At 64.9% G+C, this 14,154-nt stretch carries 12 protein-coding genes and 1 riboswitch; of the genes, 6 read left to right on the top strand and 6 right to left on the bottom strand.

What is annotated here, in order from left to right; translation table 11 throughout:
* Positions 1-261: 261 nt before the first annotated feature.
* Together V8V93_RS04790 and V8V93_RS04785 are read left to right on the top strand one after the other, a co-directional pair.
* The gene (locus tag V8V93_RS04790; protein ID WP_338669223.1) at positions 262-2,511 is read left to right on the top strand and encodes a vitamin B12-dependent ribonucleotide reductase; all 2,250 of its coding nucleotides are present in this window, start codon (positions 262-264) and stop codon (positions 2,509-2,511) included.
* Between the two features lie 65 nt (positions 2,512-2,576).
* Positions 2,577-3,674: a linear amide C-N hydrolase gene (locus V8V93_RS04785; protein WP_338669222.1), complete on the top strand. Its 1,098-nt coding sequence runs from the start codon at positions 2,577-2,579 to the stop codon at positions 3,672-3,674.
* A gap of 304 nt (positions 3,675-3,978) precedes the next feature.
* Here the strand turns inward: V8V93_RS04785 and V8V93_RS04780 are convergent, their stop codons facing one another.
* A complete protein-coding gene (locus V8V93_RS04780; protein ID WP_338669221.1) occupies positions 3,979-5,310 on the bottom strand; it encodes a M48 family metalloprotease in 1,332 nt (443 codons plus the stop codon).
* Positions 5,311-5,476: 166 nt separating this feature from the next.
* Between V8V93_RS04780 and V8V93_RS04775 the strand changes: the two genes are divergently transcribed.
* Positions 5,477-6,193 carry a glutamine amidotransferase gene (locus V8V93_RS04775; RefSeq protein ID WP_338669220.1) on the top strand — a complete coding sequence of 239 codons (717 nt, stop codon included), beginning with the start codon at positions 5,477-5,479 and terminating at the stop codon, positions 6,191-6,193.
* Here V8V93_RS04775 and V8V93_RS04770 read toward each other — a convergent pair.
* From V8V93_RS04770 to V8V93_RS04760, 3 genes are all read right to left on the bottom strand, one after another.
* A complete protein-coding gene (locus V8V93_RS04770; RefSeq protein WP_338669219.1) occupies positions 6,190-6,846 on the bottom strand; it encodes a hypothetical protein in 657 nt (218 codons plus the stop codon). The genes V8V93_RS04775 and V8V93_RS04770 overlap by 4 nt on opposite strands.
* A gap of 54 nt (positions 6,847-6,900) precedes the next feature.
* Positions 6,901-7,644 carry a transporter substrate-binding domain-containing protein gene (locus V8V93_RS04765; protein WP_338669218.1) on the bottom strand — a complete coding sequence of 248 codons (744 nt, stop codon included), beginning with the start codon at positions 7,642-7,644 and terminating at the stop codon, positions 6,901-6,903.
* 82 nt (positions 7,645-7,726) lie between these two features.
* Positions 7,727-8,464 (bottom strand): substrate-binding periplasmic protein, encoded by a 738-nt coding sequence (locus V8V93_RS04760; protein WP_338669217.1) that lies wholly within the window; start codon positions 8,462-8,464, stop codon positions 7,727-7,729.
* Positions 8,465-8,584: 120 nt separating this feature from the next.
* Here V8V93_RS04760 and V8V93_RS04755 point away from each other — a divergent pair, with 120 nt between their 5' ends.
* On the top strand, positions 8,585-8,980 hold the full coding sequence (locus V8V93_RS04755; RefSeq protein ID WP_338669216.1) for a 3D domain-containing protein: 396 nt from the start codon (positions 8,585-8,587) through the stop codon (positions 8,978-8,980).
* An 82-nt stretch (positions 8,981-9,062) separates the two neighbouring features.
* On the opposite strand, the gene V8V93_RS04750 is transcribed toward V8V93_RS04755, so the two are convergent.
* Both V8V93_RS04750 and uvrA read right to left on the bottom strand, forming a co-directional pair.
* A complete protein-coding gene (locus V8V93_RS04750) occupies positions 9,063-9,353 on the bottom strand; it encodes a YciI family protein (protein WP_338669215.1) in 291 nt (96 codons plus the stop codon).
* 231 nt (positions 9,354-9,584) lie between these two features.
* Positions 9,585-12,347 (bottom strand): excinuclease ABC subunit UvrA, encoded by a 2,763-nt coding sequence (gene uvrA / locus V8V93_RS04745; protein WP_338669214.1) that lies wholly within the window; start codon positions 12,345-12,347, stop codon positions 9,585-9,587.
* Positions 12,348-12,465: 118 nt separating this feature from the next.
* Here uvrA and V8V93_RS04740 point away from each other — a divergent pair, with 118 nt between their 5' ends.
* Positions 12,466-12,927, top strand: coding sequence for a hypothetical protein (locus V8V93_RS04740; protein WP_338669213.1), 462 nt, complete (start codon positions 12,466-12,468; stop codon positions 12,925-12,927).
* A 74-nt stretch (positions 12,928-13,001) separates the two neighbouring features.
* Positions 13,002-13,076, top strand: a riboswitch (cyclic di-GMP riboswitch).
* 56 nt (positions 13,077-13,132) lie between these two features.
* Entirely contained in the window at positions 13,133-14,143 is a 1,011-nt protein-coding gene (locus V8V93_RS04735) for an HD-GYP domain-containing protein (protein WP_338669212.1), read from the top strand.
* Positions 14,144-14,154: the final 11 nt, after the last annotated feature.

The following is a 14,154-nucleotide window of genomic DNA, read 5'->3' as shown; positions in this document are numbered from 1 at the left end:
CGGGGGCCTTTTTCTCCCCTGCGGCGACAAAATGGTCCCCTCCGACAAGACAATTTTGAAATAGCATTGATTATCACCTAGCCGCTGTGACCGGGAACTCACGGACCATGCGGGCTCCCGGTTTTTTGTTCGTCAAACCGAATTTTGGCTGGCGTTCTTAGACCGGTTTCTGTAGTCTAGACAATCTCTAACGCCAGCAGTTATCGCAGGTGTGATTATCAATAATTTTTAAGTATTTTAATTAGTTACAAAGGTTCATCCATGCCAGAACTCAAAATGCCAGCCAATCTTCCGGACCCGATCATCAATGAAAACGCAAAGATAGTTTTACAGCGCCGCTATCAGCGCAAGGACCTGGACGGGGTGGTCTACGAGACGGTCAAGGAGCTGTTCTGGAGGGTGGCCTCGGCCATTGCCGCAGAGGAAGCCAAGTACGAAAAATCCACCACCAAACCCGCCAAGCTGGCCCGCGATTTCTATGACCTGATGACCTCCTATCGCTTCCTGCCCAACTCCCCCACGCTGATGAACGCGGGCACCGACCTGGGCCAGTTGGCAGCCTGCTTCGTCCTGCCCGTGGAGGACGACATCGAGGGCATCTTCGACGCGGTCAAGCATGCGGCCATGATCCACAAGTCCGGCGGCGGCACGGGCTTCGCCTTCTCCCGCCTGCGGGCCAAGGACTCGGTGGTCGGCTCCACCGGCGGCGTGGCCTCGGGCCCGCTGTCCTTCCTCAAGATATTCAACTGCGCCACCGAGCAGATCAAACAGGGCGGCACCCGGCGCGGGGCCAACATGGGCATCCTGCGCATCGACCATCCGGACATCATGGAGTTCATCAAGGCCAAGGAGCGCGACGGGGAACTGAACAACTTCAACCTGTCCGTGGGCTTGACCGAGGCCTTCATGCAGGCCGTGCACGACAAGGCGGACTTCGACCTGATAGCGCCCAACTCCGGCCAGACCGTGGGCAGCCTGAACGCCCGCGAGGTCTTCAACATTCTGGTCCAGAAGGCCTGGGAGTCCGGGGACCCCGGCATCGTCTTCCTGGACCGCATCAACCGCGACAACCCGACCCCGAGCCTCGGCGAGATCGAGTCCACCAACCCGTGTGGCGAGCAGCCTCTGCTGCCCTACGAGGCCTGCAACCTCGGCTCCATCAACCTCGGCCTGTGCTTTGCCAAGGGCAAGAACGGCAAAGACTCCGAGATCGACTGGGACGAGCTCAAGCGGATCGTCCATCTGTCCGTACGCTTCCTGGACAACGTCATCGACGCCTCGGTCTACCCCCTGGACCAGATCACCGACACGGTCCGCAAGAACCGCAAGATCGGCTTGGGCGTCATGGGCTGGGCCGACCTCCTCTACCAGTTGAACATTCCCTACAACTCCCAGACCGCCGTGGACATGGCCGAGCGGGTCATGAAGTTCATCCAGGCCGAGTCGCGCAGCGCCTCCAAGCAACTGGCGGCCGAACGCGGCCAGTTCCCGACCTACCCGGAGTCCACCTTCGGCGCGGCCAACCTCGGCCCGTACCGCAACGCCACCACCACGACCATCGCGCCCACCGGCACCCTGTCCATCATCGCGGGCTGCTCGTCCGGCGTGGAGCCGCTCTTCGCCCTGTCCTTCGTGCGCAACGTCATGGACAACGACAAGCTGGTCGAGACCAATCCGTACTTCGAGGCCGCCCTGAAAGCGGCCGACGCCTACTCCGGCAAGCTCATGGAGGAGATCGCCAAGGTCGGGTCCATCAAGAAGATGGACCACCTGCCCGAGCACCTGCGCTCGGTCTACGTGACTTCCATGGACGTGGAACCCATCTGGCACCTCAAGATGCAGGCCGCCTTCCAGAAATACACGGACAACGCGGTCTCCAAGACCGTGAACCTGCCGGGTACCGCCACCAAGGAAGACATCTGGGACATCTACTGGAAGGCCTACGAGTACGGCTGCAAGGGCGTGACCGTGTACCGCGACGGGTCCAAGACCTCCCAGGTCCTGTGCACCGGTGACGCCGAGAAGAAAAAGGAGGAGGCCGCCAAGGGCAAGTCCATCGTCAAGGACCGCCCGGACGTCATCTACGGCTTCACCCAGAAGATCCCCACCGGCCTGGGCATGCTCTTCCTGACCGTCAACGAGGTGGACAACAAGCCGTTCGAGGTCTTCGCCACCATCGGCAAGTCCGGCGGCTCCATCACCGCCAAGGCCGAGGCCATCGGCCGCCTGGTCTCCCTGGCCCTGCGCTCCGGCGTGGAGGTCCGCGAGATCGTCCAGCAGCTCAAGGGCATCGGCGGCGAAAACCCGAAATTCATGAAGAAACACCTGGTCAAGTCCATCCCGGACGCCATCGCCTACGTCTTCGAGTCCCGCTACCTGAGCGGCGACCACGTGGACGGCGAAGTGGCCTCCCTCAACCGCGAACTCTGCCCCGAATGCGGCGAGCCCCTGGTCTTCGAGGAAGGCTGCCACATGTGCAAATCCTGCGCCTATACCAAGTGCGGCGGCTAGCGCCGCCCCGCAGGGTGCGGATCACCGGACACGACATTCCGTAGTCATATGAAGGAGCCTATACAATGCATCTGACGACAAGCGATCTGCCGGCCCTCGGTCTGTTGGCGGCCCTGGCGGTATTCGCGGTGGTTCTGCTGGCCCGCCCGCGCGCGGCGTCCGCCTGCAGCCGCGCCACCTATCTCGGCCCGGAAAATATCGTCATAACGACCCGCTCGAACGACTGGGTGGGCTCGCAACACTCGAACCTCTGGATCTACCCCCGGGGAATCGAACGGGACGGCGCCGCCGGGGCGGATTCCCTCCGCTGGACGTCGAAATACGGCAGCGTGACCGTGGCCGGATGGGACCTGACCACCATCGACGGCATGAACGAGGCCGGACTGGTGGCCAACGTCCTCTATCTGGCCGAATCCGATTACGGAAAGCCGGTTCCGGGCAAGAAGGCCCTGTCCCTGTCGGCCTGGGGCCAATACGTCCTGGACAGCTTCGCCACCGTGGCCGAGGCGGTGGAGGAGCTGCGCAAGGCGACGTTCTACATCGCCGCGCCCAGCACTCCGGACGGACACGCCGGGACCGCGCACCTGTCGATCACCGACCCGAGCGGCGATTCGGCCATATTCGAATACCTGGACGGCCGCCTGGTCATCCATCACGGCCGCCGGTTCCAGGTCATGACCAACTCGCCCACCTTCGACCAGCAGCTCGCCCTGACGGCCTACTGGGACACCATCGGCGGGACCACCATGCTCCCCGGCACCAACCGGGCGAGCGACCGCTTCGTCCGGGCCTCCTTCTACATCAAGGCGATCCCGCAGACCGCCGACATCAACGAGGCGCTGGCCAGCGCGTTCGGCGTGATCCGCAACGTGTCCGTGCCCCTGGGCATCACCACGCCGGGCCAACCCAACATCAGTTCGACGCAATGGCGCGCGGTCTCGGACCAGAAGAACAAGGTCTACTACTTCGAGTCTCCGCGCAGCCCTTACCTCGTCTGGATTCCCCTGGACGAGATCGATTTCTCGCCCAAGGCCTCGACGCAAAAAATCAGCCTGACCCAAGGCTCCGTCCTGCTGGTCGACGGCAAACCGTTTTCCGGCGACGCCGCCCGGCTGGGCACCCCGGTGAAACCGTTCGCGTTCCTCGAAGCCGGAGCCCGGTAGAATCCACCCGCCCCGAAAAAAAAGCCCTGCCGCCGGACAACCACTCGTCCGGCGGCAGGGCTCATTGTTTCCCAGGCCTCGAAGCAACAGGGACATCCTTCCCGACCAACGCCCTCCTTGGACCGATTCGGGTGCGCAGCCCCCGACAGCGGCTCTCCCACCGCGCTCGCACAAGGCTTGGGAGAGTGGGTCAGATGTGCTTTTTTCGAGGGTCCGCCTGACCGCAGCGTCCCCCAGTACGTGAGGATCAGGCGGGCCCTCGGAAAATGTGCAGATGGCCCACTATCGCAAGCCGCCCCCCCACCTATTTCACATACCCCCACTCCACCAAACGGTTGTAGGCGTGCTGGGCCTGTTCGCCCTTGTTCACCTTTTGCAGAAACTTGTAGTAGGCCTCGGCCGCGTCCCGGCGGTGGCCCATGCCCTCCTGGGCGTACCCCTTGTAGAAGCCCACGTAGGGGTTGCCGGGCAGGGCCTTGTCGTAGGCCTCGAAGCTGGCATAGGCCTTGTCGTATTCCTTGGCCTTGAGCTGGAGCACGCCGGCCACCTGGCTGGCCTGGGGTTCGGTGGGGTAGACGTCGCGGGCGTGCTCGGCATAGGGCAGGGCCGCGTTGTACTTCTCCTGGGCGATGAGCAGCTTGGACATGATCAACAGGCCGGTGTAGTCGTTGGGGGCACGCTTCAGGGCCTGGTCCATCTTTTCCTTGGCCTGGCCGTACTTCTCCTGTCCGCCGAGCTTTTCCGCGTCCTGCATGTCCCGGATGGCCGGGCCGAGCTTGCGCAGGTCCACGGTGTTGTCCATGTACCGCTCGCGGTAGAAGGCGTACTTCCTGGCCCCGTAGTATTTCTTGTTCACGGCCTGGCGGGCGGTGGCCAGCCGCTCGGAGCTCATGGGGTGGGTGGCGAACATGACCTCGATGGCGCTCGGCTCGCGGTCGTGCTGCTCGTTGAGCATCTCCATGAGACCGACCATGCCCTCGGGATTGTAGTCGGCGCGGGTCATGTACTCCAGCCCCAGGGCATCGGCCTGGCGCTCGTCGTCACGGCTGTAGGAGGCCAGGAGCAACCCGGCTCCGAGTCCGCCCAGGCCGCCCGCGACCGAGCCCCAGGTGCCGCCGTACTTGGCCCCGATGGCCGCTCCACCCAGGGAGGCCAGCCCGCCGATGACCATCTGCGAGCTCATGCGCGAGGCCGTGTGCCGCGCGTTCACATGGCCGATCTCGTGGCCCAGCAGCGCGGCCATCTCGGCCTCGTTGTCCACGTTGAGCAGGATGCCGCGCGTGCAGGCCACGGTCCCGCCGGGGAAGGCGTAGGCGTTGACGTAGTTGGCGTTGACCACGTGGAAGTTGTAGGGCATCTGCGGCCGGTGGGAGACGTCCGCCAGGGACCGTCCCACGCCGGACACGTAGTCGTTCAGCGAGGTGTCCAGGGTGGTCCCGTAGTCGTTGGACAGTTGCTGGGGCGAGGCCTGCTTGTCCATCTGGATCTCCTGCTCCTCGCTGACCAGCATGAACTGGCTCTGGCCGGTGACGGGGTTCTTGGCGCACCCGGCCACCCCCGCGGCGGCCAAGGTCATGGCCCCGGCCTTGAGAAATTCCCGCCGCGACGGACGGCGTCGCATATGTATCGGTTTCATGGTCGTCTCCCTGGGTTCGGTCTGGCCCAACGTACCGCAAACCCGCGGGCCTGTTCAACCCCGGCCACGGACCGGAAGAACGGAAGCGGGTGCTGTTGACACCCCCTCCGGGTTGGGACATCATCCCCTTAGCAACGCCATTTAACTACATTTTCGTAGGACAAGAATGCAAAAATTCCTGATAGTGAAAGCGGGCGGCACCTTTGCCGACTACGCCGCCGAGCGCGGCGATTTCGAGGATTGGACCGCGCGGGGCATGGCCCTTGAAAACGGCTCGTGGGTGAGCGTCAACGTGCAGGCCGGGGAACTTCCGCCCGATCCGGCGGACTTTGCGGGCGCCGTGATCACCGGCTCCCACGACATGGTCACGGACGACCTCTCCTGGATCGCGGACACGGCGGCCTGGGTACGCCGGGCGGTCCGGTCCGGGCTGCCCCTGTTCGGCATCTGCTTCGGACACCAGCTCATGGCCGACGCCCTGGGCGGCCGGGCCGACTACCACCCGGACGGGGTGGAGATCGGCACCGCGGACATCACCCGCACCCGCGCCTCCGGGGACGATCCGTTGTTCCGGGGGTTGCCCGAGGTCTTTCCGGGCCACGTGACCCACGCCCAGACCGCGCTGAAGCTGCCCGAGGGCGCGGCGTTGCTGGCCACGGGCTCGCACGACCCGCACCAGGCCTTCCGCGTGGGCGAGTCCGCCTGGGGGGTGCAGTTCCATCCCGAGTTCGACGCGCCCGCCATCCGCGAATACATCGCCCGGCGCGAAGCGGAGCTCCGTGGGCAGGGCCGCGACGTGGCCGCCATCCGGGCCACGGTGCGCGACACGCCGCAGTCCGCCTCGCTGCTGAAGCTGTTCGCGGCCTACTGCCGGGCCCGCTAATTCTCTTCCCCGTCGTGCCAGTAGTCCTCGGCATACAGTTCACGAAGGGCCTTTTCCAGCTTTGGAACGATGTCCGTGTTCTTCACGTTGAGGTAGTGGTATAGGGGAAGCTCGTACACGGGCGGATCCAGCCTGCGGATACGGGCATACCGCGCCTTGTCTTTGCGGAAGATGGCCTCGGCGCTGGGTTGGCCCGCCAGGGCCAGGTCGATGCGTCCCTCCAGGAGCATCCTGAACAGGATCTCGTAGTTGTTGACCTTTTCCAGAGGGAGCCCGGCCATGGCTTTCTCGGCCCAGAGGACCCCGCGCACCGCTTCCACCCGCAGGCTCTGCAGCAATTCCGGCCGGTAGCCCCCGACATCCTGCCCCTTGACCACATAGGCCGCATCAAACAGATCCAGGAGCCTGACGTCCACCCGCACCAGGGTGGGGAACTTCTTTTCCAGGCCGTAGATACGGCCGACGTCGCCGTTGATTTCGCCTTCTGCGGCCAGGACCAGGGACCGCTTCTCCGGCAGAGGTACGAACTCAACGAGCAGACCGGCCCGGCTGTAGACCGCCTTCAGCCTATCCCTGGCCAGCTCATGAGTGGACCACGGCGCGTACCCGATGCGGTACGTCCCACGGGCCAGAACTCGCGTACCAAAAGACATGCTTAGCGCAGCGCACACGGCAACGAGCAGAATGAAGCCGGTTACCGACTCGGGCTAATTCCCGCCCTCGTCGTGCCAGTAATCCTCGGCGCGCAGTTCGCGCAGGGCCTCCTCAAGCCGAGGGACGATGTCCGCGTTTTTCGTGTTGAGATAGTGGTAGAACGAGGTCCGGAACACGAGCGGCTCCAGCCGCCGGATGCGGCCGTAGCGCCTGGGGTCGTGGCTGAAGATTTCTTCGGCGCTGAGCCGGCTGGACAGGGCGATGTCGATGCGCCCCTCCAAGAGCATGGCGAACAGGGCCTCGTACGTCTTGACCGATTCCATGGGCCGCCCCTTCATGATCTTTTCGGCCCAGACCACGCCCCGCAGCGCGCCCACCTTCATGACGTCGAGCAGGGCGTCGCGGAACCGGCCGATCTCCTGCCCCTTGACCACGTAGGCCGCCCCATTGAAATCCAAGAGCTTGACGTCCACCCGGACCAGGGACGGGTAGCGTTTTTCCAGGCCGTAGATCCGCCCGGCGTCCCCGTCGATGGCGCCCTCCACGGCCAGGTACAGGGAGCGCTTCTGCGGCAGAGGCAGGAATTCCACGGGAATCCCGGCACGCGCGTAGGCCATTTCCAGACGGTTCTTGGACTCCAGGGAAATCATCGCGCCCGGGACGTAGCCGATGCGGTAGGGCCCCCGGGCCTGGCCCGGGACCGCCCACGAAAGGCACAGCGCCGCGCATGCGGCAGCAAGCCAGAAAAAGCGGGTAACGGCCCCGGAACGGGCCGTATGGCGGGGGAGGGCTCTCATTGACATACCACATAGCACGAGCGTGTCGAATCGGGAAAGCTCTTCCCCGGGGCAGGATCTCGCGTTCCCGGCAACGGGTCGGTTACTGCCCGGCTTCGTCGTGCCAGTAATCCTCGGCGCGCAGTTCGCGCAGGGCCTTCTCAAGCCGAGGGACGATGTCCGCGTTCCGGATATTGACGTAGTGGTAGAAAGGCACGTGGTACACGGGCGGTTCCAGCTCGCGAATCCGGGCGTACCGGGCCCTGTTGGTGCGGAAGACGTCCTCGGCGCTGCGCCGGCTCCCCAGGGCCAGATCAATGCGTCCCGCCAGGAGCATCCCGAACAGGGTTTCGTAGGTGTTGACCTGTTCCAGTCGACGCCCGTCCATGATCTTCTCGGCCCAGAGCACGCCGCGCACCGCCCCGGCCCGCAGGGTCGCGAGCAATTCGGGCCGGTAATCCCCGATCCGCTGTCCCTTGATCACGTAGGCCACACCGACCAGGTCCATGAGCTTGACGTCCACCCGCACCAGGGTGGGGAACTTCCTTTCCAGGCCGGGGATGCGCCCGACGTCCCCGTCGATGACGCCGTCCACCGCCTGGACCAGGGACCGCTTCTGCGGCAGGGGCACGAACTCCACGGCCAATCCGGCCCGCCCGTAGACCGCCTCCAGCCGGTTCCTGGCCTCCACGTGAATCCGGGCGCCCGGGGCGTAGCCGATGCGGTACGGCCCTCGGGCCGGGCTCGGGGCCGCGGATGACAGGCACCACGCCGCGATGACGAGCAGGACGAAACGGGCCACGGGGCCGAAACGCGGTCTATGGAACAGTACGGTTCTCATTATCTCCCCTATAGCACGAATCCGCCGAATCGGGCAAAGGGCCCCGGCGACGGACGCCTCCCCCCCCCTCTCCGGAGCGGCCGACTTGCCCAATCGTGCGTGGCCGGGTACACGGGAGGCATGAAGCGCGTCCTCATCCCCCTGCTCGTGGCCTGCCTGTTCATGCTGCTCGGCTACGCCATGAGTCAGCCCAACCAGGTGGCTTTCTGGAACAACATGGAGGTCACGGTCACGGCCTACAACTCCACCCGCGCCCAGACCGACGGCAACCCGCACCGCGCCGCCTGGAACAACCGCTTACGGCCCGGCATGAAGGCCATCGCGGTCTCCCGCGACCTGATCAAGCTCGGCCTGGACAACCAGGCCGAGGTCTGGATCGAGGGTTTCGGCGGCCCCTACCTGGTCATGGACAAGATGAACCGGCGCTACAAGCGGCGTATCGACATCTACTTCGGCAAGAACGTCCGCGCGGCCCGCGAGTTCGGCCGCCGCAAGGCGCGGATATACTGGCGCTGACGCCCTCACCCCCCCCACAAAAAAAGGCGGCCCATCCCCAAGGACGGACCGCCGCACCCGCTGTTTCGCGGCACGAAAAACCCTAGGATTCCCTGTACCCGTCCAGGTCCGGCGCGGTCATGGTCGCCACGAACTCGACGATCTCGTACTCGGCCACGCCCTCGATCAGGAACGGGTCTTCCTTGATGATCTCCTCCACCTCGGCCCGCGACCCGGCCCGGGCGATGATCGCCCCGCCCGTGCGCGGCTCCTGCCGCCCGGAAAACAGGAAATTCCCGGAGGCGTAATACTTGGCGAGATACTCCCGGTGCGGCGGAATAAGCCGGTCGATTTCCGAGAGGGATTTCACATAGGTCAGACTGAGAATAAACATGGGATAACTTCCTGTTTTAAATAATATTATGCCTGCATATACATGCACTCCCCCGCCGACAGGCGGGCGAGGGGGGTGCAGGGGGCCTTGCTCCCTGCCGGGGGCGCGTCGGGTCTTAGGCCGAGCGTGCTCGGTCTTAGAGCCGTCGACAGCAGCGATAGGGCAGCGCCTTGCCCGTCGGAGACGCCCGCCCGGCGAGGGCCTCCCCGGAGGGCCCGCCGGAGGCTTTCCCTATACCAGAAACTTGCCGGTAACCGACTCGGGGTTGGCGATGATCTCCTCGGGGGTGCCGGAGGCCACGATTTGGCCGCCGTGTTCGCCGCCGCCCGGGCCGAGGTCGATGACGTGGTCCGAGGCCATGATCACGTCGGTGTTGTGTTCGATGACGATGACCGTGGCGTTCTTGTCCACCAGGGCGTGGAGCACGCGGATGAGCTTGCCGACCTCGTGCATGTGCAGGCCGGTGGTGGGCTCGTCCAGAATGTAGAGCGCGCCGGGAAGGCTGCGTTTGCCGAGCTCGCGGGATATCTTGATGCGCTGGGCCTCGCCGCCGGACAGGGTGGTGGCGGGCTGGCCGAGACGGACGTAGTCCAGCCCCACGTCGGCGAGCACGTCGAGCTTGCGCATGAGCGCCGGGTGGTTGGAGAAGAACTCGCGCGCCTGGCGCACGGTCATGTTCAGCACGTCGGCGATGTTCTTGCCCCGGTATTCGACCTCCAGGGTCTGGGCGTTGTATCGTTTGCCCTTGCAGGTCTCGCAGGTCACGTAGACGTCGGGCAGAAAGTGCATTTCGACCCGGATCTGGCCGTCGCCCTTGCAGGCCTCGCAGCGCCCGCCCTTGACGTTGAAGGAGAAGCGGCCCGGCTGGTAGCCGCGCGTGCGCGACTCCTTGGCCCCGGCGAAGATCTTGCGGATCTCGTCGAATATCTTGGTGTAGGTGGCCGGGTTGGAGCGCGGAGTCCGGCCGATGGGCGACTGGTCGATGGAGATGACCTTCTCGATTTTGTCGATCCCCTGGATACCGCCGATCTTTCCGGGATCGTTGGCCTTCTGGCCCTGGTGCAGGAGCAGGTGTTTGTACAGGGAGTCCATGACCAGGGACGACTTGCCCGAGCCGGATACGCCGGTCACGCAGGTCATGACCCCGAGCGGGATGTCCACGTCCAGGTCCTTGAGGTTGTTGGTCTGGACCTTTTTGAGGGTAATGTGCCCCGTGGGTTTGCGGCGGCTCTCGGGCGGGGCGATGAACAGGTCGCCGCGCAGATACTTGCCGGTCAGGGTGTCGGCCTTGAGCAGGTCGGGGACCTTGCCCTGGAAGACGATCTCGCCGCCGAGCCAGCCCGAACTGGGGCCGATCTCGATGACGTGGTCCGCCTCGCGGATGGTCGGCTCGTCGTGCTCGACCACGAGCACGGTGTTGCCGCGCGACTGCAAGGAGCGCAGGGTGTCGAGCAGGCGCTGGTTGTCGCGCGGGTGCAAGCCGATGGACGGCTCGTCGAGCACGTAGGTCACGCCCACCAGGCCGGAGCCGAGCTGGGAGGCCAGGCGGATGCGCTGGGCCTCGCCGCCCGAGAGCGTGGCCATGTTGCGGCCCAGCGACAGGTATTCGAGCCCTACGTTGACCATGAAGCCGAGGCGGTGGGTCAGCTCCTTGAGCAGCGGCTCGGAGATGAGCGTGTCGTGGCCGGAAAACTTCAGGTCCTGGAGCCAGTCCAGGGCGCGCTGGATGGACATGGAGGTGAACTCGACCATGTTCTTGTCGGCCACGCGCACGGCCAGGGCCTCGGGTTTGAGGCGCGCGCCCTCGCAGGACGGGCAGGGGCGCGATTGTTGGAAGCGCGCGGTCCAGTGGTCCCAGACGCCCGCCTGCTCGCGGCCGTATTCGAGGATGGGCACCACGCCGGGCCAGTCCGTGTCGCGGTCGCCGTAGAAGAGCGCGGCCCAGGCCTGGTCCGAAAACCGGTCCAGGGGCGTGTCCAGGGTGAAGCCGTGCCGGGCGCCGAGCTTCTTGAGCCGCGGGCCGTACTGGCGCTGACGGGTGGCGTTGTTCCAGGGGATGACGCCGCCCTCGTTGAGGGACAGCCCCTTGTTGGGCGCGATCAGGTCGGGCTCGAAGTACTCCACGGAGCCGATGCCGTTGCAGGTCGGGCAAGCCCCCTGGGGCGAGTTGAAGGAAAAAAGCTGCGGGGTCAGGCGCGGCATGGAGATCTTGCACGACGGGCAGGTGGACAGGGTGGACATGAAGGTGTCGCCCGCGTTGTCGCCGCCGACCACCGAGACGATCATGCGCTCATCGCCCTTTTCGAGCGCCAGCTCCACGGAGTCGGCCAGCCGCTTCTTGATGCCGTCCTTGATGACCAGGCGGTCCACCACCAGATCGATGGTGTGCTTCTTGTTCTTTTCCAGCTCGGGCACTTCGTCCAGGGAGTACAGTCGGCCGCCCACGCGCACGCGCACGAAGCCGTCCTTCTTGAGCTTGGCGAACAGGTCCTTGTGCGTGCCCTTCTGGTGCTCGACCAGTGGGGCCAGGAGCATGAACCTGGTGCCCTCCTCCATGGCCATGACGGTCTGAACGATCTCGTCCGTGGTCTGGGCCTCGATGGGCTTGCCGCAGGACGGACAGTAGAACTTGCCCAGCCGGGCGAAGAACACGCGCAGGAAGTCGTAGACCTCGGTCACGGTGCCCACGGTGGAACGCGGGTTGCGGGTGGCGGTCTGCTGCTCCAGCGAAATGGCCGGGGAGAGCCCCTCGACCTTGTCCACGTCCGGCTTGTCCATCTGGGGCAGGAACTGGCGGGCGTAGGCGGACAGCGATTCGACGTAGCGGCGCTGGCCCTCGGCATAGACGATGTCGAACGCCAGCGTGGACTTGCCCGACCCGGACGGGCCGCAGACCACCACCAGCTTTTCGCGGGGGATGTCCAGGGTCAGGTCCTTGAGGTTGTGGTGCCGGGCGCCTTCTATATGAATGGATTTGGAGTCGGTTTTGCTCATCGGGGGAGAGTAACCATTCCTGGGAGCAAGGCAAGCGTCGAAGAAGGAACAATCAGGTCCGGAACGAACCATACCAGAACGGTTGACGGGCTGGCCCATCCCGGACATTATGACCACCATGGCACAATCAAACACCCTCGGCACCCTGCTTGACCTCGTGGCCCAATTGGAAGACGCGGCCTACGGCTTTTATGCGAAACTCCGGGAACGCTGCCCGGACAACCCCGAGGTCGCCGAGCTTCTGGTGGCCATCATGGAGGACGAACTTCTCCATGCCCGCGTGATCCAGGACATCACCGAATCCCTGCCCGCGTTCCAACGCCGGACGTCCGTTCCGCCCGACCTCATCGAGCGGTTGGAACAGACCCTGGACAGCCTTCGGGGCCGGGACGAAGAGCTCTTCGAATCCACGGACGCCACCTGCTCGGCCATCGAGAAGATGGAGTCCCTGGAATTCGACGTGGTCCTGTCCTTCATCAACATCCCGGAGTTCGAATACGACTCCGCCGCAGGCTATGTGCGCAATCAGGCCGTGGACCACACGAACAAGGTCTACCGGCTGCTCCGCTCCCTGGGCTGAGCCGTCCGTCACGCGATCGCCTCTTTCGCGGCCCGCTCTTTACACCCCGGTCGGCAGCGCGTATAGCCCGTAATAGACAATACTGCCAAACCCGTCGCGAGACGGGGACGGAAAGCCACGGGCCTCATGCAGGCAGCCGGGTTGCCGACGTTCCCACCGACATCCGCGCCCCTCACCCGATCACGGCCTTCCCCAAGGAGAACGCATGGGCGACACCCATTCCGCCGGAAACGGCATACATAGCGGCAAGAACCGCAACGGCCAGGGCATGGTCAAAGTCTCCCCCTATATGGTCATTCCCTCGCGGGTAGGGGGCTTTTCCCTGTACCTGAAGCAGGGCGGCAAGCTCGTCCTGTACGCGGAAAAGGGCGAACTCTTCACCGACGAGCACAAGCAGCGCCTCGGCCTGCTCGGCGTGGACCACCTCTATGTCCGCGTCTCGGACTACGACTATTTCACCCGATACGTGCAGGACAACATCCTGGAACTCATGGACGACGAGGCCATTCCCGTGGGCGAGCGGGCTCGCGTCTGGAGCGACGCCACCGCGTCCCTGGCCCGGGAGGCCTTCGACCGCTCCCTGCCCGCGCCCGTGGACAAACGGCGTTTCCAGCGCATCCGTTCGCTCATCGCCGACTCGCTCAAGTTCCTGTCCCGCGAGGACGCCCTCAAGGAGCTTTCGCGATTCATCCGCGAGGGCGAGGAGATCTTCCACCACGGCATCGGGGTCATGGTCCTGACGGTGACCACCCTGTGCTCGTTCATGAAGGAGGACTCCGATCTCCTGGTCGCCGTGGGCATGGGGGCCATCCTCCACGACATCGGCAAGCTGGAGTTGCCGCAGGAAATCTTCCACAAGAAGTTCGACTCCCTGAGCCGCGCGGACATGGACCTGGTCAAGTCCCACCCGGCGCTCGGCGTGGGCGTGTGCTCGGCCCTGCCCCTGCCCCAGGAGACGCTGCAATGCATCCTCTTCCACCACGAGCGCGAGGACGGCCTGGGCTACCCCTCGGGGGCCACGGGGCCGATGCTGCCGTCCTACGTCAAAGCGCTCATCCTGTGCAACGAGTACGACAACCTCACACGCGGCCGCGGGGGACGCCGGTTGACCCCGTTCGAGGCCCTGGCCAGGATCAAGTCCATGCGCAGCGCGTACGATATGGATATGCTCCGGCGGCTCATCGAGGTGTTGGCCAAGGCCGACCTTACTTCTTAAGCCTGCGGCTC

It is taken from the genome of Pseudodesulfovibrio sp. 5S69 (assembly GCF_037094465.1).
In the GTDB taxonomy this organism is placed as follows: Bacteria; Desulfobacterota; Desulfovibrionia; order Desulfovibrionales; family Desulfovibrionaceae; genus Pseudodesulfovibrio; species Pseudodesulfovibrio methanolicus.
The sequence above is the reverse complement of the archived record's forward strand: the minus strand, read 5'-3'. Positions and strand labels throughout refer to the sequence as shown.

What these genes read in the sequence shown, in the direction of transcription:
- V8V93_RS04750 (WP_338669215.1), bottom strand. Translation starts at nt 9,353, where the DNA reads ATGTTTATTCTCAGTCTGACCTATGTGAAATCCCTCTCGGAAATCGAC.
- V8V93_RS04775 (WP_338669220.1), top strand. Translation starts at nt 5,477, where the DNA reads ATGCAAAAATTCCTGATAGTGAAAGCGGGCGGCACCTTTGCCGACTAC.
- V8V93_RS04740 (WP_338669213.1), top strand. Translation starts at nt 12,466, where the DNA reads ATGGCACAATCAAACACCCTCGGCACCCTGCTTGACCTCGTGGCCCAA.
- V8V93_RS04755 (WP_338669216.1), top strand. Translation starts at nt 8,585, where the DNA reads ATGAAGCGCGTCCTCATCCCCCTGCTCGTGGCCTGCCTGTTCATGCTG.
- V8V93_RS04780 (WP_338669221.1), bottom strand. Translation starts at nt 5,310, where the DNA reads ATGAAACCGATACATATGCGACGCCGTCCGTCGCGGCGGGAATTTCTC.
- V8V93_RS04735 (WP_338669212.1), top strand. Translation starts at nt 13,133, where the DNA reads ATGGGCGACACCCATTCCGCCGGAAACGGCATACATAGCGGCAAGAAC.
- V8V93_RS04765 (WP_338669218.1), bottom strand. Translation starts at nt 7,644, where the DNA reads ATGAGAGCCCTCCCCCGCCATACGGCCCGTTCCGGGGCCGTTACCCGC.
- V8V93_RS04770 (WP_338669219.1), bottom strand. Translation starts at nt 6,846, where the DNA reads ATGTCTTTTGGTACGCGAGTTCTGGCCCGTGGGACGTACCGCATCGGG.
- V8V93_RS04760 (WP_338669217.1), bottom strand. Translation starts at nt 8,464, where the DNA reads ATGAGAACCGTACTGTTCCATAGACCGCGTTTCGGCCCCGTGGCCCGT.
- V8V93_RS04785 (WP_338669222.1), top strand. Translation starts at nt 2,577, where the DNA reads ATGCATCTGACGACAAGCGATCTGCCGGCCCTCGGTCTGTTGGCGGCC.
- uvrA (WP_338669214.1), bottom strand. Translation starts at nt 12,347, where the DNA reads ATGAGCAAAACCGACTCCAAATCCATTCATATAGAAGGCGCCCGGCAC.
- V8V93_RS04790 (WP_338669223.1), top strand. Translation starts at nt 262, where the DNA reads ATGCCAGAACTCAAAATGCCAGCCAATCTTCCGGACCCGATCATCAAT.